21 protein-coding genes and 1 tRNA gene are annotated in these 20,731 nt (G+C 46.9%); 15 read left to right on the forward strand and 7 right to left on the reverse strand.

Features of this window, described 5'->3' with window-relative positions; genetic code table 11:
• Positions 1–25: 25 nt before the first annotated feature.
• Both CIK93_RS03385 and CIK93_RS03390 read right to left on the reverse strand, forming a co-directional pair.
• The gene (locus tag CIK93_RS03385) at positions 26–619 is read right to left on the reverse strand and encodes an IMP cyclohydrolase (protein ID WP_094446576.1); all 594 of its coding nucleotides are present in this window, start codon (positions 617–619) and stop codon (positions 26–28) included.
• A 509-nt stretch (positions 620–1,128) separates the two neighbouring features.
• Positions 1,129–1,202, reverse strand: a tRNA-Met gene (locus tag CIK93_RS03390).
• Between the two features lie 130 nt (positions 1,203–1,332).
• On the opposite strand from CIK93_RS03390, the gene CIK93_RS03395 reads away from it, so the two are divergent.
• From CIK93_RS03395 to CIK93_RS03445, 11 genes are all read left to right on the forward strand, one after another.
• Positions 1,333–1,728 (forward strand): START-like domain-containing protein, encoded by a 396-nt coding sequence (locus CIK93_RS03395; RefSeq protein ID WP_094391237.1) that lies wholly within the window; start codon positions 1,333–1,335, stop codon positions 1,726–1,728.
• A 134-nt stretch (positions 1,729–1,862) separates the two neighbouring features.
• Positions 1,863–3,821 (forward strand): LptF/LptG family permease, encoded by a 1,959-nt coding sequence (locus CIK93_RS03400; RefSeq protein ID WP_094446577.1) that lies wholly within the window; start codon positions 1,863–1,865, stop codon positions 3,819–3,821.
• Positions 3,822–3,875: 54 nt separating this feature from the next.
• On the forward strand, positions 3,876–5,087 hold the full coding sequence (locus CIK93_RS03405) for a bifunctional 3,4-dihydroxy-2-butanone-4-phosphate synthase/GTP cyclohydrolase II (RefSeq protein ID WP_094391235.1): 1,212 nt from the start codon (positions 3,876–3,878) through the stop codon (positions 5,085–5,087).
• Between the two features lie 111 nt (positions 5,088–5,198).
• The gene (locus CIK93_RS03410) at positions 5,199–6,392 is read left to right on the forward strand and encodes a pyridoxal phosphate-dependent aminotransferase (RefSeq protein WP_094391234.1); all 1,194 of its coding nucleotides are present in this window, start codon (positions 5,199–5,201) and stop codon (positions 6,390–6,392) included.
• A 181-nt stretch (positions 6,393–6,573) separates the two neighbouring features.
• Positions 6,574–7,404, forward strand: a complete 831-nt coding sequence (locus CIK93_RS03415; RefSeq protein WP_094391233.1) for a MotA/TolQ/ExbB proton channel family protein — start codon at positions 6,574–6,576, stop codon at positions 7,402–7,404.
• Positions 7,405–7,434: 30 nt separating this feature from the next.
• Entirely contained in the window at positions 7,435–8,061 is a 627-nt protein-coding gene (locus tag CIK93_RS03420) for a biopolymer transporter ExbD (RefSeq protein WP_094391232.1), read from the forward strand.
• A gap of 3 nt (positions 8,062–8,064) precedes the next feature.
• Positions 8,065–8,709, forward strand: coding sequence for a biopolymer transporter ExbD (locus CIK93_RS03425; RefSeq protein WP_094391231.1), 645 nt, complete (start codon positions 8,065–8,067; stop codon positions 8,707–8,709).
• 33 nt (positions 8,710–8,742) lie between these two features.
• Complete coding sequence (locus tag CIK93_RS03430) at positions 8,743–9,567, forward strand: energy transducer TonB (RefSeq protein ID WP_094391230.1); 825 nt, start codon at positions 8,743–8,745, stop codon at positions 9,565–9,567.
• Position 9,568: 1 nt separating this feature from the next.
• Positions 9,569–10,528 carry a PstS family phosphate ABC transporter substrate-binding protein gene (locus CIK93_RS03435; protein WP_094391229.1) on the forward strand — a complete coding sequence of 320 codons (960 nt, stop codon included), beginning with the start codon at positions 9,569–9,571 and terminating at the stop codon, positions 10,526–10,528.
• A gap of 48 nt (positions 10,529–10,576) precedes the next feature.
• Complete coding sequence (locus tag CIK93_RS03440) at positions 10,577–12,004, forward strand: lipopolysaccharide assembly protein LapB (protein ID WP_094446578.1); 1,428 nt, start codon at positions 10,577–10,579, stop codon at positions 12,002–12,004.
• A gap of 294 nt (positions 12,005–12,298) precedes the next feature.
• Positions 12,299–13,414 carry a DUF418 domain-containing protein gene (locus CIK93_RS03445; protein ID WP_094391227.1) on the forward strand — a complete coding sequence of 372 codons (1,116 nt, stop codon included), beginning with the start codon at positions 12,299–12,301 and terminating at the stop codon, positions 13,412–13,414.
• Positions 13,415–13,597: 183 nt separating this feature from the next.
• On the opposite strand, the gene CIK93_RS03450 is transcribed toward CIK93_RS03445, so the two are convergent.
• Together CIK93_RS03450 and CIK93_RS03455 are read right to left on the reverse strand one after the other, a co-directional pair.
• On the reverse strand, positions 13,598–13,963 hold the full coding sequence (locus tag CIK93_RS03450; RefSeq protein ID WP_094391226.1) for an MmcQ/YjbR family DNA-binding protein: 366 nt from the start codon (positions 13,961–13,963) through the stop codon (positions 13,598–13,600).
• 93 nt (positions 13,964–14,056) lie between these two features.
• Complete coding sequence (locus tag CIK93_RS03455) at positions 14,057–14,227, reverse strand: 4Fe-4S binding protein (protein ID WP_094391225.1); 171 nt, start codon at positions 14,225–14,227, stop codon at positions 14,057–14,059.
• A 209-nt stretch (positions 14,228–14,436) separates the two neighbouring features.
• On the opposite strand from CIK93_RS03455, the gene CIK93_RS03460 reads away from it, so the two are divergent.
• Positions 14,437–15,186: a porin family protein gene (locus CIK93_RS03460; RefSeq protein ID WP_094434502.1), complete on the forward strand. Its 750-nt coding sequence runs from the start codon at positions 14,437–14,439 to the stop codon at positions 15,184–15,186.
• A 38-nt stretch (positions 15,187–15,224) separates the two neighbouring features.
• Here CIK93_RS03460 and CIK93_RS03465 read toward each other — a convergent pair whose 3' ends face one another.
• Complete coding sequence (locus CIK93_RS03465; RefSeq protein ID WP_254046725.1) at positions 15,225–16,052, reverse strand: bifunctional UDP-sugar hydrolase/5'-nucleotidase; 828 nt, start codon at positions 16,050–16,052, stop codon at positions 15,225–15,227.
• Between the two features lie 72 nt (positions 16,053–16,124).
• Positions 16,125–16,886 carry a 5'-nucleotidase C-terminal domain-containing protein gene (locus CIK93_RS03470; RefSeq protein ID WP_094446579.1) on the reverse strand — a complete coding sequence of 254 codons (762 nt, stop codon included), beginning with the start codon at positions 16,884–16,886 and terminating at the stop codon, positions 16,125–16,127.
• Between the two features lie 189 nt (positions 16,887–17,075).
• On the opposite strand from CIK93_RS03470, the gene rplS reads away from it, so the two are divergent.
• Positions 17,076–17,435 carry a 50S ribosomal protein L19 gene (gene rplS / locus CIK93_RS03475; RefSeq protein WP_094391223.1) on the forward strand — a complete coding sequence of 120 codons (360 nt, stop codon included), beginning with the start codon at positions 17,076–17,078 and terminating at the stop codon, positions 17,433–17,435.
• A 68-nt stretch (positions 17,436–17,503) separates the two neighbouring features.
• Here the strand turns inward: rplS and CIK93_RS03480 are convergent, their stop codons facing one another.
• On the reverse strand, positions 17,504–17,731 hold the full coding sequence (locus CIK93_RS03480; RefSeq protein WP_371327193.1) for a hypothetical protein: 228 nt from the start codon (positions 17,729–17,731) through the stop codon (positions 17,504–17,506).
• A gap of 159 nt (positions 17,732–17,890) precedes the next feature.
• On the opposite strand from CIK93_RS03480, the gene CIK93_RS03485 reads away from it, so the two are divergent.
• Both CIK93_RS03485 and CIK93_RS03490 read left to right on the forward strand, forming a co-directional pair.
• Positions 17,891–19,009 (forward strand): CHASE2 domain-containing protein, encoded by a 1,119-nt coding sequence (locus CIK93_RS03485; RefSeq protein ID WP_094446580.1) that lies wholly within the window; start codon positions 17,891–17,893, stop codon positions 19,007–19,009.
• Between the two features lie 6 nt (positions 19,010–19,015).
• Entirely contained in the window at positions 19,016–20,710 is a 1,695-nt protein-coding gene (locus CIK93_RS03490; RefSeq protein WP_094446581.1) for a hypothetical protein, read from the forward strand.
• Positions 20,711–20,731 lie beyond the last annotated feature (21 nt).

The raw sequence follows: 20,731 nt of genomic DNA on the forward strand, positions 1-20,731 counted from the left end.
TTTCGTTCGTTAAATTGTAGTATGCTTATTTCTCGAACCACGCATGAATAGCGGTGTCGTAATGGCTGCTGACGCCGAAAGCACGAGTAGCGAACATGCGGCGCTGCTCCTTGGTGGTCTCTGCACCCTGCTTGTTGAGGATGTCGAGCAGCACACTATATTCTGCCTTTGAAGGCACGATAACTACGTCGTTGAAATTCTTGGCTCCTGCACGGATGAGCGAAATACCGCCTATATCAATCTTCTCGATAATATCGGCATCGCTTGCGCCACTGGCTACAGTCTGCTCGAAAGGATAGAGGTCCACAATAACGAGGTCGATCTCGGGTATCTCATATTGTGCCATTTGCTCGCGGTCACCTTCATTGTCGCGACGACCAAGGATTCCACCAAACACTTTAGGATGCAAAGTCTTGACACGTCCGCCAAGAATAGAAGGATAGGTTGTTACGTTTTCTACCTTATCACATGCATAGCCGAGGCTTTCGATAAAGGTCTGTGTACCGCCAGTAGAGAGGAACTTTACGCCCTCTTCGTTGAGTTTTTTAAGCAGTTCTTCGAGTCCATCTTTATGGAACACGGAGATCAGCGCTGTCTTAATTTTCTTTGAATCTGCCATAAAATGATATAACGTTATAATGTTTGTCTAAACCTGCGTTTCTCAAAACGCTCTGCAAAATTACAAAAAAGACGCCACATTGTATCTTGTTTTATGAAAAAAATCGGGTTTTATCGCATTTTACTGATATGGAATAGGTCACGAGCCATTTACATAGACTCCAAAGAGAAGCGATTTACTGTCTGCAAACATATTGCAACCAAGGTTTTTCAAACTGAAGGGCAATCTCTATTTTCATCAATCTATTAGCGCACCGATGCGTTCGGGATGCGTTCGGGACTAATCGTCAATAAGCCAACATCGATACTTTCGCAATATGTCCGAAGCAAGTCCCAAGTAAGTCCCAAATAAAGTTCCAAAACTTGCGAACAAGAATGGGAGGACATTAGGAGAAGATTTATCGGGTGAGCCGAAGAAAGGATGACAAGAGCGAGTTGCGCTCACTTAGAATTGAAACAAAAAAACCTTTGCAACCATTACAATTGCAAAGGACAATTTAAATTATTCAGTAGCGGGAGGGGGACCCGAACCCTCGACCTCCGGATTATGAATCCGACGCTCTAACCAGCTGAGCTACCCCGCCATTGGCTGTTAAGCGGGTGCAAAGGTAATACAATCTTTTTAAATACCAAAATTTTTTTCAAAAAAAACATTGCTATTTCAGTGTTTTTTTGTATTTTTGCAACAGAAACAAACCAAAAAACGAAGAAACCATGCATATTCTAAAGAAAGAATACTCCGTTTCCGCAAAATCGCCAAAAATAGTTTGGGACATGATTGGTAATGCAGCAGGCATGCAAAAATGGCTTGCAGACAGCGTGACGGAAGACGGAAACCACTGGACCTTTACCTGGGGAAAGCCCTGGACTGAACGCGACACAAAAGTCTCAGAAGTATTGGAAATCGTCAAGCCCTGTTATATCCGACTAAAATGGGACTATCAGGAAGTAGACCCACAGGCATACTGGGAAATACGCATCGAACAGAGCGAATTGACCGGACACATCAATCTTGTCATTACCGACTATGCCGACGACGAGGACATCGACGACCTCAGCAACCTTTGGGACGACAACATGGAGCGCCTGCACCGTGTCAGCGGACTATAGTCGCACACCCTTCACGACGACCATAAAACCATGGCCATACATTATATATGCGCCTGAAACGATAAAAAAAACGAAATTATTGCCGTGCTCTGACATTTTTATAGTAATTTTGCAGTCTGAAAGCACATTCATGAATGTTTCGAATTAAGAAATTAGACATATTTATCGCTAAGCAGTTTGGACTGCTATTCGTAGGAACCTTCTTCATCTGCCAGTTCGTGCTTATGATGCAGTTCTTATGGCGATACGTGGACGAACTGATCGGAAAAGGACTGTCGCTCGATATTCTGGCACAGTTTTTCTGGTATATGGGACTGATGCTCATGCCTCAGGCCTTCCCTCTTGCCATTCTTCTAAGTTCACTCATTGCCTTCGGAAACCTCGGTGAGAGCTCAGAACTTACCGCCATCAAAGCTGCCGGAATCTCACTCATACAGTCCATGCGGTCACTCATCGCCATTGTCTGCTGCATCAGTTGCATTTCGTTCTATTTCCAAGAAGTAGTGGGACCAGAGTCGTTCGTGTCATTCCGACAACTGCTCATGTCGATGAAGCAGAAAAACCCCGAAGTGGAAATCCCAGAAGGAATCTTCTATGATGGCGTAAGCGGTTCAAATATCTACGTTCAGAAAAAAGACCTCAACACAGGAAAACTCTACGGACTCATGATATTCCGCATCAACGGCGGCTACGACGACCATGCCATCATCCTGGCAGACTCAGGCACCATGCAATCCACCGCAGAGAAGAAACACATTCTGCTGACACTCCACAGCGGCGAATGGTTTGAAAACATGAGACAACAAGACATTGCCGGCCCTGCCAATGTGCCCTACCGACGAGAGACATTCTCCAAGAAGCGCATCCTACTCGACTTCGACGGCGACTTCAATATGGCTGACGCAGGAGGCATAGCCACCGACGCACGCTCAAAAGGCATGCGCCAGATACTCCACGACTTAGACTCCATTAGGGAATTCAACGATTCGGTAGGACACGCAGTCTTTCACGAAGCACAAAACAACTACCTGCGACTGCCTTCGTTCAACAAGAAAGACTCTCTCAAAGTCATGGCAGACATCAGTAAAGGACAACTCAATTTCGACTCAGCCTTCACAAAGCTACCGGTTGACGTCAAACAGAGTGTCATCAAGCGAGCTGCCGACAATGCACAAATGGCAGCAATAGACCTCGATTTCAAAGCCGACTATTCTACTTATCTCAACCGAAACGAAAGATTGCACGAGATAGAAGCCATCAACAAGATCACACTATCACTATCGTGCCTCATATTCTTCTTTATCGGAGCACCGCTCGGAGCCATCATCCGCAAGGGTGGACTGGGAATACCGGTAATCATATCAGTCATCGTGTTCATCATATACTTCATACTCGAGAACACAGGAATGAAAATGGCACGTGACGACAACTGGACAGTATGGTTCGGAAAACTCATGGGAACAGCAATCCTCACCCCCATCGCAGTATTCTTCACCTACAAGGCCAACAACGACTCGGTAGTATTCAATATCGACCTCTACAAATCAATTCTCATGCGCATACTCGGCCTGAGATCCAAACGACACATCAGCAGTAAGGAGGTCATCATCGAAGATCCATCCTACATCAACGATGCACAGCTGTTATTACACATCAACAACGAAATACAACAGTATAACACCGAACACAGGCTGCTGCGCCTACCCAACCCTATCAAGGTATTTTTCCGTCCAGGCAACGACCAGAACATCGAGCGCATCAACGAAATGCAGGAAAACATCATACGAGATTTGATGAACACACGAGACCGTGCCATCATTACCTACCTCAACAGATTCCCCATCGTTGCAACCCATGCACACACTCGGCCCTTCCGGCGCAAATGGCTCAACGCCATCACGGGAATATTCTTACCAACAGGCATCATATTCTACCTCCGCATGTGCCAGTTCAGGTTCCGATTGTATAAAGACCTCACGGCCATCACAACAAACAACGAACTCATTGTCAAACGAATAGCCGAAATAACAGGTACAGACTATAATAGTCTGAAAAAAAACCTAGACAATCACGACAAAACAGGAATTCAATAACCATAAGAAACATAATATTTATATATAAATAAGGTATAAAAAGAAAATTACAATATGGAGAAACTCAAAGTAAATACCGTAGAGGAAGCCATTCACGACTTCCGCGAAGGCAAATTCGTCATCGTTGTAGATGATGAAGACCGCGAGAACGAGGGCGACCTCATCTGTGCAGCAGAGAAAATCACTCCAGAAATGGTGAACTTCATGCTGAAATACGCACGTGGCGTACTCTGCGCACCTGTCACCATCAGCCGTAGCATCGAACTCGACCTGCCACACCAAGTACAGGACAACACCTCGCTGCTCGGCACTCCATTCACCGTCACCATCGACAAGATCGAAGGATGCTCGACTGGCGTGTCTGCACATGACCGCGCTGCCACCATTAAGGCATTAGCCGACCCCAACGCCACACCACAGACTTTTGGACGCCCCGGACATGTCAACCCACTCTATGCACAAGACAACGGAGTACTTCGCAGATGCGGACACACCGAAGCCGCCATCGACCTTTGTCACATGGCAGGACTCTATCCCGCCGGAGCACTCATGGAAATCATGAACGACGATGGTACCATGGCTCGTCTGCCAGAACTTATAGCATTTGCCAGAAAGCATGATTTGAAGGTTATCACCATCAAAGACATGATAGCCTACCGCCTGCAAAAAGAATCTATCATCGAAGTAGGCGAAGAGGTAGATATGCCCACCGAATACGGACATTTCCGACTCATCCCATTCCGCCAAAACAGCAATGGGCTGGAACACATGGCACTCATCAAAGGCGAATGGAAAGAAGACGAACCTGTACTCGTACGCGTACACTCATCATGCATGACTGGCGATATCCTCGGTTCCATGCGATGCGACTGTGGAGAACAACTTCACAAAGCCATGCAAGCCATTGAAAAAGAAGGCAAAGGCGTGGTAATCTATATGCAGCAAGAAGGTCGCGGTATCGGACTGATGAACAAGATTGCAGCCTACAAACTGCAAGAAGAAGGCCTCGACACAGTAGATGCCAACCTACACCTTGGCTTCAAAGCAGACGAGCGAGATTATGGCTGTGGCGCACAGATGCTCCGCCACCTCGGCGTACGCAAGATGCGACTGCTCACCAACAACCCCGTAAAACGCGTCGGTCTTGAAGGTTACGGACTGGAAATCGTTGAAAATGTCCCCATTGAAGTAACTCCAAACAAGTTCAACAGACATTATCTTGAAACGAAGAAAAACCGCATGGGACACACCCTGCACCTCAAATAATAACCAATTCATTGTATTTTAATACGAAAAAGGTAAAAATCAACTAATTTCTTTCGTAAAAAAGAAATAATTGACTAATTTTGCAAACAATTCTACTTATACAAAAATAACATGGCACAACTATCAGACCGACTCCAACGGTTGGCTCCTTCTGCAACACTCGCAATGTCGCAGAAGAGCTCAGAGATGAAAGCGCAAGGCATCGACGTTATAAACATGAGCGTCGGAGAACCTGACTTCAACACACCGGACCACATCAAAGAGGCCGCAAAAAAAGCTATCGACGACAATTACTCCAGATACTCACCAGTACCTGGATACGCTGATTTGCGCAAGGCCATCGTAGAAAAACTCAAAAACGAAAACGGACTTGACTATACCGTCAACGAGGTACTTGTATCAAACGGTGCCAAGCAGAGCGTCTGCAACACCGTCATGGCACTTGTCAATCCCGGCGACGAAGTTATCATACCTGCCCCATATTGGGTAAGCTATCCGCAGATGGTAAAATTGGCAGGAGGCACACCTGTCATCGTAGAAGCTGGATTCGAGCAAAACTTCAAGATGACTCCCGAACAACTTGAAGCTGCCATCACCCCCAAGACACGCTTGCTCATCCTCTGCTCACCAAGCAATCCAACAGGTAGCGTATATACCAAGGAAGAACTTGCAGGACTTGCAGAAGTTATCAAACGTCACGATGACCTCTTCGTATTAGCAGACGAAATCTACGAGCACATCAACTACGTAGGACACCACGAGAGCATCGCCCAGTTCCCCGGCATGAAAGAGCGCAGCATCATCGTCAACGGAGTATCAAAAGCATACGCTATGACAGGTTGGCGCATCGGTTACATCGCCGCACCCGAATGGATTGTCAAAGGTTGCAACAAGTTGCAAGGACAATACACCAGCGGTCCATGCTCCGTAAGTCAGAAAGCAGCAGAGTTCGCATACACACAAAGTCAGGAATGCGTAGAGCAGATGCGTCAGGCCTTTGAACGCCGCCGCAACCTTATTGTCAAGCTCGCGCAAGACATACCAGGACTCGAAGTCAACGTACCGCAAGGTGCATTCTATCTCTTCCCCAAATGCAGCAGCTTCTATGGAAAGAGTTACGAAAGCACCACCATCAACAACTCCAGCGACCTCGCCCTCTTCCTCCTCGAAAAAGGTCACGTGGCAACCGTTGGCGGTGACGCATTCGGTGATCCAGACTGCTTCCGCATGAGCTATGCAACAAGCGACGAAAATATCATCGAAGCCATGCGCAGAATCAAGGAGACATTAGCCCTGCTGAAATAAAAAAAAGAATTATTAACTAGTTAAAAGTTCTTAATTATAACAATTGTACGGCGCAAATGATTATCTTTGCTTTCAGTTATAGAGGCAAAACTGCTTTTTTACGACTGTCTAGAAACCGCAAAGTACGCTAAATCAGAAAGATATATAACTTTATTTAATAACTAAAATTACATTCAAAATTATGGCAACTACAAAAAAAGCAGCCCCCGCCAAGAAGGGCCAGGGCTTTCAGGGAGTAAAAGGAGCATTCTGGATTATCGCTGTCTGCTTCGTTCTCGCAGTATGTTTCTTCAAGTACTTCCTCGGTAATGCAGATCACATCAACCCTGCAAACGGTGAAGTTATCGACGGTAACATGTGGGGTACCATCTACAAAGGTGGTGTCGTTGTACCTGTGATCCTTACCCTGCTGTTCTCAGTAATCGCTCTGTCTATCGAGCGTGGTCTGGCTCTGAACACCGCTTTTGGTAAGGGCAAACTCCCTAAGTTCGTGGCTAACATCAAGGCTGCTCTTAACGCTAATGATTTCGTAAAGGCTCAGGAGCTCTGCGACAAGCAGCGCGGTTCTGTTGCTAACGTAGTAGGTGCTTCTCTCCGTGCTTACAAGGAGATGGAAGCTGTTTCTGGTATCAAGAAGGCTCAGAAAGTAGCTAAGATCCAACAGGCTCACGAAGAGGCTACTCAGCTGGAGATGCCTACTCTGACCATGAACATGCCTATCATCGCTACTATCGTTACCCTCGGTACTCTGACCGCTCTGTTCGGAACCGTTGTAGGTATGATCCGTTCATTCGCCGCTCTGGCCGCTGGTGGTGGTGCTGACTCACAGGCTCTGTCACTCGGTATTTCTGAGGCCCTGGTTAATACCGCATCTGGTATTTTGACCTCTTGGGTAGCTGTTGTAGCTTACAACTACTACACCAACAAGATTGACAAGTTGACATTCGCCCTCGACGAGGTTGGTTACTCAATTGCTCAGACTTACGAAGCAAACCACACAGAAGAGGCTTAATTTTTGCTAACCCTTTAAAATTTTATCACTATGGGTAAAGTAAAAATTAAGAAAAGCGACGTCTGGATAGACATGACCCCAATGTCTGACGTGATGGTGCTTTTGCTGACGTTCTTCATGATGACATCTACATTCGTGAAGAATGAACCAGTAAAGGTCAACACACCACAGTCAGCCGCTAAGGTCAAGGTTCCAGAGAACAATGTTCTGAACATCACCATCAACCCTCAGGGTAAGGTGTTCATGAGCATGGACAATGTGAACTATCTGAAGACAACGCTGTTGGATATGACCGACAAGTTCGGTGTAAACCTCAGCCCAGCCCTTCAGCAGAAGTTCTTGGAAGAGACACAGTTTGGTGTACCCATGAACGAGTTGGAACAGTATCTCTCACTGCCTCAGAGCAAGTTGGCTGAGACACTGGCCACCAAAGGTATTCCCACCGACAGTATCGCCAATGGTGACGGTACAAAAGGCATGAGTGAATTCCAGTTGTGGGTAAGAACTGCGCTCGACGCAGGTGAAGACATGAAGATCTGCATCAATGCAGACTCAAAGACACCTTATAAGGTTGTTAAGACCGTCATGTCAGAACTGCGCTCTATGGATGAGAACCGTTATCAGTTGATTACATCGTTTAAAGAAGCGGAGGAGTAAAGAATGGCAAAGCAAAAAGCAAGTAAACAGAAGAAAGTCAATGTACGCGTCGATTTCACGCCGATGGTGGACATGATGATGCTTCTTATCACGTTCTTCATGCTCTGTACGTCTTTGAGCAAGCCGCAGGCCATGCAGCTGACCATGCCAAGTAACGACAAGAACATCAGCGATGCGGATAAGAACGCAACCAAAGAGTCACACACCATTACTTTTTATCTTGGTGGCGACAACAAAATCTACTACATCAAGGGTATTCCCAAGTATGACGATCCAACCTGCATGAAGGAAACTACATGGGGTAAAGATGGTATCCGTAAGATCATTACCGAGCATCGTACAGAGGAAGGTATCATTCCTGTAGCAAAGATTCGCCTGGCAAAACTTGAGTTGGACAAGAAGAAGAAGGAGACAGAAATGCCCGATTCTACTTACAACAATGAGTTGTCAAAGATTCGTAACGGTGAACTGCTCAATGGCGAGAAAGTTCCTACACTGACCATTATTATCAAGCCGACCGATGCGTCAAGCTACGAGAACATGGTCACTGCACTGGATGAGATGCAGATTTGCAGTATCGGTAAGTACGTCATCGACGAGATTAGCCCCGACGACATGAAGCTTCTCAAAGCTAAGGGTATCAAGTAAATGACATTAAGTAACATCTAAAAGCAAGAAACTATGTCTAAAATAGATTTGATTGACAATGGATGGGTTGACCTTGTCTTCGAAGGAAGAAACAAGGAATACGGTGCTTACAAGCTGCGCAAGAACACAGGATCACGTAACGTGTATTCAATTATCATCATGGTGATCCTGGCTGCTGCCATCGGTCTTATCGTAGGTGTCAACGCCATCATTGAAGCAAACAGCAAGGAAGAGATTTCAGCAGATGTCGAGCTCTCACAGATTGCCAAGAAAGAGGTAAAAGTTGAAAAGAAAGCACCTGTGAAGATCGAGGAAGCCAAACCTGTTGAAAAAGTAAAGAGTTCGGTAAAATTCGTTCCTCCTGTCATCAAGAAGGACTCCGAAGTAAAGCCTGATGAAGAGTTGAAGTCACAGGATGACCTCAACAAGACTAAGACTGCTATCGGTTCTTTCGACGTGAAAGGTAATGACGATGCTGCCGGTGAGGTGCTGAAAGCTAAAGAGGTTATCGCACAGCCAGAGCCTCCAAAGGAAGAAGTAGCCAAGGTGTTCGACGTTGTTGAACAGATGCCTTCTTACCCTGGTGGTCAGTCTGCCCTGTTCGAGTATCTGAACAAGAGCATCAAGTATCCAGTAGTAGCTGAGGAAAACGGCATTCAGGGTCGTGTAATCGTATCGTTCATCGTTGAGCGCGACGGTTCTATCACGGACGTGAAAGTTGTGAAGTCAGTTGACTCTTCACTCGACAAGGAAGCCAAGCGCGTTGTGCAGAGCATGCCACGCTGGATTCCTGGTAAGCAGAATGGTTCGGCTGTACGTGTAAAGTACACCCTTCCTGTAACCTTCAGACTTCAGTAATATGAGAAGAAACACATTCAACATTTTCGTTGGATTAGCACTAATTATTTTCGGACTTGCTGCCTGCAAAGACAGCAAGCCGAAAAAATTTCGTGCAGATACTATATCATCAGGGGCGATTAGTTTCGCCTCTGATAATAGTTTCGCACCCATTATCGATGAAGAGGTAGAGATGTTCAACAACGACCATCCTAAAGCCAAGCTTACTGCCATCTATACAAATGAGCAAGATGCCGTAAAAATGCTGATGGAGGAAAAGATATTTCTCGCCATTACCTCTCGTCAATACACCAAAAACGAGTTTAACACACTCAAAAACTTAGGATACAAGTCGATGAAGTCTGCTCCCATTGCTTACGATGGTTTGGCACTAATCATCAACAGATCCAATCCCGACACCTGTATCACCGTCAAGGATATAGCCCGCATACTCCGTGGTGAAGCCAAGAAGTGGAGTGATATCTATCCTGGTTCGAAGCAAGGCGATATAGAAGTGGTATTCGACCATCCGAAATCCAGCACCGTTCGCTATTGTCAGGATTCCATATTGGGAGGCAAGCCCATCAACAGTCCTAATATTCAGGCTGTAGAGAAATCTGCCGAAGTCATCAACTATGTGGAAAGCACCAAGAATGCCATTGGCATCATCGGTTCAAACTGGTTGAACGACAAACGTGACACGACCAACGTCACCTTTAAGAAGAATATCCGTGTGATGTCTGTCAGCCGTATGGAGACAGCCACCCCAGAAAATAGCTACAAGCCCTATCAATACTACATCTATGATGACAGCTATCCATTGATACGTACCATATATTGCTTGCTGAATGATTCCTATCGCGGTCTGCCTTTCGGTTTCAGCAATTATATCGCATCGCCCAAGGGTCAGCTTATCATCTACCACTCGTCAATTCTGCCTGCTTATGGCAACATGACAACACGTAGTGTGATAGTGAAATAACAAGAAAAAACAAATTTATGTCTAACTAACATAATAAAAAAAGAGATTATGAAGACAATTAAATACCTATTGATGGGTGCGCTGATGATAGGATTCAGCACACAGGCCAACGCCCAGGATGGCACCGCAGCCGACGTAGCTGCAGTAAAACAGATGATTAGTAGCAAACCTGCCGACTTCGACAAGCAGATGAAGAACTACTATAAGAAGAACAAAAAGAACGTTGCCAACCTGTTGGCTTTCGCCAAGGCATTCTATGCAGCCAAGGATACAGCTAATGCTCGTACTTTTGCTAACTACACTCTCGCAGCCAGCAAGAACAAGAATGCGGAGGCATTCATCATGCTGGGTGATATTCAGGCATTGGGTGACAATGGTGGTGAAGCAGCCTCTTACTACACACAGGCTCGCTATGCTGATCCTAAGAACCCTGAGGCTTATTTCAAGTATGCCAACGTGTATCGCAAGATCAGTCCCTCTGAGGCAATCAGCGTACTTGAGGAGCTCCGCGCACAGCGTCCTGATGTAGCTGTTGATGCTATTGCAGGTCGTATCTACTATCTCGCCAACGATTTCGAGAAGGCTCTTGAATACTACAATAAGGCTGATATGACGAAGATGGAGGATAGCGACTTGAGCGACTATGCCATGTCTGCATTCTTCAAACAGCAGAATCAGAAGAGTCTTGAGATTGCTCAATATGGTCTGACCCGCAAGCCACGTAGCGCTGCTTTCAACCGTCTGGCATTCTTCAACAGTACAGACCTTAAGGAATATGATCAGGCTCTGAAATATGCAGATGCCCTCTTCAACCAGTCAGACTCGGCAAAGTTCTCTTACTTCGACTACACTTACTATGGCAATGCCTACAACGGTGCTAAGCAGAGTGACAAAGCCATTGAGATGTACGAGAAGGCGCTTGCCCAGCCCGACATGGACAACAAGGATAAGCGTGCTGGTATCATTGAACAGATTACCGAGGCATATCTCAACAAAGATGACTTCGACAACGCCATCAAATACCACAAGGAGTACATTGCAACTGTAGAGAAACCAACAGCCAACGATTTGGCAAAACTCGGTCAGCTTCACACCCAGAAAGCAGGAACCTTGGAAGGTGATGCTCAGAAAGAAGAACTGAAGAACGCTGATGTAGCATATGAAGAATTGCAGAACCGCTATGAGAATGCCATCGAATATGCAACGTTCATGCGTGCACGTGTAAACTCATATCAAGACCCCGACCAGAAGCTGGGTCTCGCACTTCCCTTCTATCAGAAGTTGGAAGAGATGATTGCACCTAAAGAGACAAAAGACAAGGCAGACAATGCCCGTCTGATCGAGGCATATCGCTATATGATCTCTTACTACTATGTAGCTAAGGACGATAAGGCAAAAGCAACAGAATTTGCACACAAGCTGTTGAAAATCGATCCAGAAAACGATATTGCCAAACAAGTACTTGGTGTTAAATAAGCAACCCCAATTTTTCAAGGACTAAACTGGGAGGAAGGGCCAATCGCAAGATGGTTCTTCCTTTTTTTCCAGACATTCCAACTATTTATGATAGAAGACGTAGTGCAAATAGCACGCCGTTATGCATAGGGTATCACAAGAAAATTTAAATTATGAATATCATTAGTTTGATAACATCAATTACTAAGATGCGGTATATCTGAAAAAGTTTTCATCTGACGGAATAAGACGAGCGAGCTATTGTGCAATTCACTTTTTATGCCTACTTTTGCACCATCAACAATACACATCGTTATGTACAAGACAAAAGGAATACCCAATACCCGTATTGACGTGGCTGACGCCTTACGCGGAATAGCCGTGGCAGGTATTATCATCTATCATGCTGTGGAGCATTTCAACATCTTCACGTCACAGCCCATTTCAAACACATTGCCAATCGACCAACAGGTTGCCGACACATTGGCATGGCTACTATCTGGTAAGATGTATGGTATCTTTGCCATGCTTTTCGGTTTGAGTTTCTTCATCATGAACGACAACCAGCAACAAAAGCATCAGTCGTTCGACTGGCGTTTCTCGTGGCGTATGTCCCTCCTACTCTGTTTTGGCATCGTCAATGTAGCCTTCTATGATGGTGACATTCTCATCATTTATGCACTCATTGGCTTATTACTCATCCCCATCAGCCATCTATCATCGCGCTGGGTATGGACTATCATTATCTTCCTAGCGCTTCAACCGATAGAACTCATGTGCCTATTGTCAGGATATGAAATAGACCCTACTCACCTTTGGGAGATGTTTGGGACAATGAGTGAAGTACACCAATATGGCAGTTTTTGGCACAATACGCTCATCAATTTGAAGTTGGGTTTCCCTACCGACGTATTCTTTTTCGTCTATACAGGCCGGTTGACACAAATACTCTGCCTATTCATCCTCGGCATGCAGTTGGGCAGACATCGGTTGTTCTACAACGAAGGTCAACACCTGTATTATTGGTATCAGGTGCTGATTGTTTCCGTTGGGATTACTGTGTTGATGAGTCTGACACCGTTTGGTTCATTGGAAAAATGGCTATCTCCTATCTACAATCTCGTTATCCTGTCAAGCATCGTCTCTACCATAGTCACACTCTGGTATGCATATCCAAGATTTCAACGCGTAATGCATCATCTCTGTCTGTTTGGTCGCATGAGCCTGACCAACTATTTGCTGCAATCCATTATAGGTACCATTATTTTCTGTGGTTATGGGTTTGGATACTACCACAAAGTAGGAACCACTTATGCAGCACTTATCGGCATCGTTATGGTCATCGTTCAATATTTATTCTGTCAATATTGGTTCAGGCATCATAGCCGAGGACCTTTAGAAGAGTTATGGAAACGACTGACTTGGCTGTAAGAGTCTGCCATGGTCTAACACGAAAGCTACTGTCGAGCAAAGATAGAGGGATTGTTGGACTATTATAAACGCAAATCGGTCATTGGACATATAATACTGTCATGCATGTAATAAACGGCCGGTTTCGGATAGAGTCGTAGGCGAATAATCTGTTTTATTTGGTATAAAAGGAACGAAAGCACCTCAACAAACGTCTGTAATTTCGGGGTGTTCAAGCCTTTCAGCCTTTTTGAGTTTTCTCACCACTTCACGATAACTATGTCGTATGAGCGACCGTATCAACTCATCGTCAAGGTGGCCATAGAGATTGACTTGGTTCCAGTATTTTTTGTTCCAATGCCATGCCCCTTCAATCTCAACGTATTCTTCTCGTAGTTCAAGTGCACGGTCTGGATTACATTTCATAGTTACCCACTCAGGACGTTCCATATCCATGCACGCAAATATTCTGTCCATGATACGAAACGCAAGCGTCTGGTCATCAAAAGGGAAGTCTTCTGTGACAAGCGGAAGTGACAGACAATAGTCTCTCACCGTTTCAATATTCATAGTCTTTGAAAGGTTAGTTTTCTGAATGTGATGAAATAAAAAAACCCTTCAAAATAAATGAAGGGTCTTATTTCTTTATTGACTTGTATTGTCTTATGCAGGCAGGCTGATAGCCTCTGAAGGACAAACACCAGCGCAAGTTCCACACTCGGTGCAAGCATCTGGGTCAATTGAATACTTGTCGCCCTCAGAGATAGCTCCTACGGGACACTCATCGATACATGTACCGCATGCGATACAGTCATCACCAATTACGTATGCCATAATCTTAATATTTGTTTAGTTAAATGTAAATACTAAATGTTGATGATGCAAAGGTATATATTATTTTCGAAACTACCTAATTTTGATGATTGTTTTTTAGTTTTTTTTGTATTGTAGAAAGCCCAAAACAAATGATCACGACATGGCGATAGGGAAAGAAAAAACATGGAGAATACAATAAATCACTAATAATGAGCGTTATTGTGAATATGAAGACAAGAATCACGATACTACTGACGATATTTCTGACCACAACGCTTACAGGCTTAGCCCAGCAGCGTAGAGTACAGAACAAACCCTATATCGATCAGCGCCCATTGCATTTCGGCATACTGGTAGGCACCCACCTGCAAGACATCGAGATGGATAACGTGGGGCTTCAAACCATCATGAGCGAGGACGGAACACCCCACGAGCGTCTCATCGTGACTGATGCTGACCGATGGAATACCGGTTTCACCGTCGGTGTACTTGCCGATTGGCGCTTACACGAGCATTTGTCGCTCCGTTTATCTCCTGCCCTCCACTTCGGTTCCAACCACATCACATTCCATGATCTGAAGGATACCGATGCAGAAGGGCATCCCCACCCATATACGCAAGACTTGAAAAACACGTATCTGGCAGTGCCTGTAAGCCTCAAGTTCAGTGCCCAGCGTTGGAACAACTATCGTCCCTACCTTACCGCCGGCATCAGTCCGATGGTGAATCTGACGAGTCCTTCGAGCGACTATATCCGTTTGAAGCGCTTCACCACCATGATCGAAGTGGGCTTGGGCTGTGATTTCTACTTACCCTACTTCAAGTGGATTCCCGAACTCAAGTTCTGTTATGGTTTGGGCAATAGTCTTGACCGAGGGCATAAAGACCGTCTGCGCGATGCCAACAAGCAGGCTTTCGCCGGCAGTGTCAGCAGCGCGCAGACAAAGATGGTGGTGCTCACCTTCTATTTTGAATAGAATCCGTCGTCACCGGGTCAATATCTCTGCCAGCCCGATTACTTCAGATTCATCACAATGCGTCCCACGTAGATGGCATGTTTACCATTCTGATCTACAGGCACGTCATGTCCGTCAAGGTCCTTGACATATTCCAAATGTTTCATATAGGTATGGGTATGTCCCCCCAGTACGAGGTCTATATAGCGTGACCCTTGTATCACGTTGGCATCATATTCCTTTCCGTCAGCCCATCCCATGTGTGACACGCAAATCACCACATCACACTTTTCTTTCTTCTTCAGCACCTCAGCTGTTTTGCGTGCTGTTACTATAGGGTCGAGATATTTCACCCCTTCACAGTTTTTGTCAGCCACAAGCCCCTTCATCTTCGGTGACAGTCCGAACACCCCAATTTTCAGTCCGTTGCGATGAAGAACGACATAGGGTTTCACCATATCTTCACAAACCGTACCGGTGAAGTCGTAATTGGCACACACGATAGGGAAGTTCGCCATACGAAACAGTCGTGCCATATTCTCCAGTCCGAAATCAAACTCATGGTTGCCTATCGTAACGGCATCCAGTCCCATGAGATTCATCAGACCGATTTCCACATCCCCCTTAAACATGGTATAGTATGCCGACCCCTGACTGAAGTCTCCACTATCGAAATAGAGGAGGTCTGGATTGCGCTTACGCTCTTCTTTGATCATAGCCACACGTCTCACAAAGCCGCCACGTCCCGCCTTCATCGTATCGGGCAAGTGCTCGCTGACGGGCAGAATGGTGGAATGGGTATCATTGGTATGCAGAATGACAAGTTTCTTAGGTTTCTTTGCCATTGTCTCTGTGGGCACAGCAAAGCACAGGCAGACAGGAAGCATCACAGCCACCAGCATCATCACCTTATTATATAGCATATCTTTCTTATCCATGATATTCATCTTTTTTACGGGTTAGTCTTTTACCGTCACACGGCCTTCAATCTTAGCATCCACTTCACGTCCGAGTCGTGTCTGTTCGCGGAAATAGTTCATAATCACAAACCGCGAATTGTTTTCCGCATTCTGTGGCGAATTGATATTGCGACACTTCTTAAACGCCGTCATATTATCCGTACCGCCGAGGAGGTAGTCGATAGTGGTGATGCGATAGTCCTTAGCCGGATCTATGGGTTCGCCATTGATGGTGGCATCGAGCAGTTCGCCCTTTCTGCTGATAACCAACCGCACAGAATGGCTCAATCCCTCACCGCCCACTCGGGCAATCTCTCTGAAGAGTTGCAACACATCAGCGCCCGACAACGTGGCAAACGCAATCTTATTTTCAAAGGGTGCCACATCGAGGACATCACCGTAAGTCACTTCCCCTTTAGGCAACGCAGCTCTCACACCACCCATATTATATACGGCAAATACAGGTTGCTCACCATAGCTCTCGCCTGCCCACACCAGGATGTCAGCCAGCAGATTAGAGAGGTCACCCTCTGGACGCTGCGCCGTCATATAGTGGGAAGAACGTCCCACGACAGGTCCCATCACGCTATCCACCGTCTGTTTGTAGGGAGCCAGAAACCCCACAGCTTTTTTGTCAGGATGCACATCATAGCGAGCATCCACTAAGATACGCTGTCTTTCTACCGATGCCACCTGATAGCCAGTATGGCATGCAGACACCATGATTGTGGCAGCTGCAAAAGTAATTAAAATTTTCTTCATAACGAATCTGTCTTTCCTGCAAAAGTACGAAAAAGCGGATAATTAGCAAAAAAGAAGAACTAAAAATTGCAAGTGTCGTGAAAAAGCCGTAACTTTGCAGTCGCTTTCCACGTAATCGCTGGCAGGAAGTAACGAGTTGCCTGTTATGTTGCGTAGGAACGATACAACAAATTTAATTTAAAAAACAAAATGGATTTAATTAAAATTGCTGAAGAAGCATTTGCAACCGGCAAGAAGTTTCCAGAGTTCAAGGCTGGTGACACGATCACTGTCGCTTACAAAATTATCGAGGGTTCAAAGGAGCGCATCCAGCTCTACCGTGGTGTTGTAATCAAGATCAACGGTCATGGTGACAAAAAGCGTTTCACTGTTCGCAAGATGTCTGGCACTGTAGGTGTAGAGCGTATCTTCCCTATCGAGTCGCCCAATATCGACAGCATTGAAGTGAACAAGGTTGGTAAGGTTCGCCGCGCTAAGCTTTACTATCTGCGCAAGCTCACTGGTAAGGCAGCACGCATCAAGGAGAAGCGTACCGCTATCGCAAAATAAGACTTTGCGACAAAAGAAAGATAAGGAGAGAGACATCCTGCCATCAGGCAACGGTGTCTCTCTCTTTTTTAGTCCTCATAGTTGGAAGTCCCATCATCATCCCCATGAAGTGCATCTTGAAACGACTGCCAGTCCTGGAATCCTGCCAGGAGCGCCAGTCGGTCAAGCGTCTTACGGTTGGGCTTCTTCACCAACTCCTTCTCCACTGCCTCCAGCAGTTTTCGAAGCGCATGTCTCTTTTTCTCCATAACGGCTGCAAAATTACAAGAAATGTTTCTGACGACCAAACGAAACATCCCCCAAAATGTGTCATTCGGTAAAGAATATCGTTCATTCCGTAAAAATCTGCCGTTAACATCTTGACATCAACAAAAAAATGGTCAACAAGGGTTGTGCATCTGAAATATAATGTTTAATTTTGCAAATACTACAACTCAAAACTGACACCACGCTTTATGATACGCAACCTCATCGTCACCATTCTGTCCTTTGCCGTTGCAGGTCTGTTCGCCCTCTTTGCGTTCAACCTTACGGTATTCAATCCCATAGCCCAGGTGGTAACCGACTTCGAGATGACCGACGTCTATTACCACATCCTCCAGGATGGTGACATCCTCGAAGACAGTCCCGACATTGTCATTGTCGATATGTCCGACCTTTACAGCCGCCGTGAGATAGCAGCCACACTCGATGCCATCGGCAAGCAGAAACCCCGCGTGGTAGGCGTCGATGTGGTGTTTGAAGGACTGAAGGAAGACACTTTGGGCGATGCCATGATCTTTGAGACAGCTGCCAAATACGACAACATCGTCTATTCCTACAAACTGCTCGACTATCAGAACGACAGCATCGGTTATGCCGAATCGGTCCACTCCTTCTTTGCCGAAGCCGTTCCCGTCATGGAGGGCTTCACCAATATGCAGCGCAACCTCTACGGAGGACTGAAGCGCCAACTCAGTCTTGGGCGCCGCTATCAGGGCAAGCTCCAGCCCTCGTTCATCACCAAGGTGGTCAACACCTATCAGGGAAAAGAAATCTACAAGCCCCTCGACAAAGACCTGAACATCAATTTCTCGCCCCGCCACTATCGCGTGATCAATCCCGAAGATGTGAGCAAGAGCGGCGATTTGATCCGCGGCAAGGTGGTGCTCTTCGGCGCCATGAAAGACGAGTACGACATGCACTACACTCCCCTCGGCAAGATTGCCGGAGTGGAACTGTTAGGTTATGCCATCGACACCCTCATCAACCAAACAGAAGTGAAGAGTGCCAGCGGATGGCAGCAGTGGATCATAGCCTTCCTCCTGGTCTTCTTCACCGAGACGATATTCTCCTTCTATAAGAATCGTGTCAGCCGCATCGGCAATCGCTTCTGGCGCTTCCTGCTCTCTGCCACCTTCTTCCGCAGCTATCTCATGTTCCTCTGGATGGCAGTATGGGTATGGCTCGGCTTCATCCTTTTCTTCAAATACAATTTCAGTCTCAACTTCGGATGGGCATTCTCCGCCATAGCCTTCCTGGTATTGGCCGAGGGCATCATCAAAGAAAGTATTGAGGCATACAACTCAAAATAATGCGATATGATGACTCAAAGAATCACCACCCTACTGGTTGCACTTGCCCTGATCACCCTTGCCGCCACGGCGCAAAATGCTCAGAAGAGCACCTCCAACGGCAAGAAATCCACCATCCAGCTCACCCAGCAGTATATCAACTTTCTGAAGAAGAAGGCACAGGGCAAGCAGCAGATAGCCCAGAAGCGGTCGAGCGACCCTGCCACCGTGACGCGCGAGCAGAAAGTCAAGGAGGCTGAAAGTACGCAGGAGAACGATGCCGATGAGTCGTTCGATGATTTCATGGGCGACCTCAACGCCAACTTCGACGATTTCAACCAGTCGATGCAACAGGACTTTGAAAACTTCCGCAACCAGATCAACGAGGCTTATGCCAATTTCCTGCGCGAAGCCTGGAAGCAGTTTGATGCCGATGCCCCCATCCCGCAACCCAAGGAGAAAGACGTGCCGCCCGTCATCAAGCCACAGGAGGACAAGCCGCAGCCGCGACCCCAGGAAGACCGCGTGCTGCCCATCAAGCCCGTGGTGGTCACCATCCCTAAGGCTGAACCGCAGCCCGAACCCATCGAACCCATCGAAGAGCAACCCAAGGGCGACGCACCACAGTATGTCGATTTCACCGTCTTTGGCACCCAGTGCCGCATCCGCTTCGGCGACGAGGAGCGCTTCCGCCTGCCTGCTGTCAACAAGGATGCCATTGCCGACCTGTGGGTCAGGCTCGCCACGCCAGCCTACAACAACACGCTCCACGACTGTCTCCAGCTCCGTCGCGACCATCAGTTCTGCGACTGGGCATACCTCCACCTGCTCGACAGCGCCTCACAGGCCTGTCTGGGCAAGGGCAACGAAGCCACCCTGCTCATGGCGTATCTCTACTGTCAGAGTGGCTACAAGATGCGCATGGGCATTGCCGACAACCGCCTCTTCATGCTCTTCGGCAGCAAACACGTGCTCTTCAACCGGTCCTACTATACCATCGGAGACTGCTACTACTATCCCTACGGCGGCAACGCTGAGAAACTCTACATCTGCGAAGTTCCCTTCCCACAGGAGCAACCCCTCTCCATGCTCCTGCCCCAAGAACAGCGCTTCGACTACGAAGCCTCGGCGCCACGAAGCCTGAAATCGGCAGCCTTCCCCAAGGTACTCGTCGAAGCCACCGTCAACAAGAAAGCGCTCTCCTTCTACGCCAGCTATCCCCCGTCGATGATCAACGAGAATCAGCAGACCCTCTGGGCGATGTATGCCAACATGCCGATGCCCAAAGCCATCAGCCAGACCTTCATGGCGGCGATGAAAGAAAAGATAGCAGGACTCAGCCAACTCGAAGCCATGGAGCGCCTGTTAAACTTCGTCCAGACTGCCTTCGTCTATGAGTACGACGACAAGGTGTGGGGCTGCGACCGCGCCTTCTTCCCCGAAGAAACCCTTTACTACCCCTACTGCGACTGCGAAGACCGTTCCATCCTGCTCTCGCGCATGGTGCGCGACCTGCTCGGCTTGCGCTGCGTCCTCATCCACTACCCCGGCCATTTAGCCATGGCAGTACAGTTCACCGATGATGTCAAGGGCGATTGCATCATGCTCCAGGGCGAGAAATTCACCGTTTGCGACCCCACCTATATCGGCGCCCATGTAGGCGAAACCATGCCGGGCATGAATAATGCCGAGGCCAAAGCCATCTTGCTCGAAAACAAGTAAGCAGACCTCCCACGCTAAAAG

The sequence above is a fragment of the Prevotella sp. P3-92 genome, assembly GCF_002251205.1.
In the GTDB taxonomy this organism is placed as follows: Bacteria; Bacteroidota; Bacteroidia; order Bacteroidales; family Bacteroidaceae; genus Prevotella.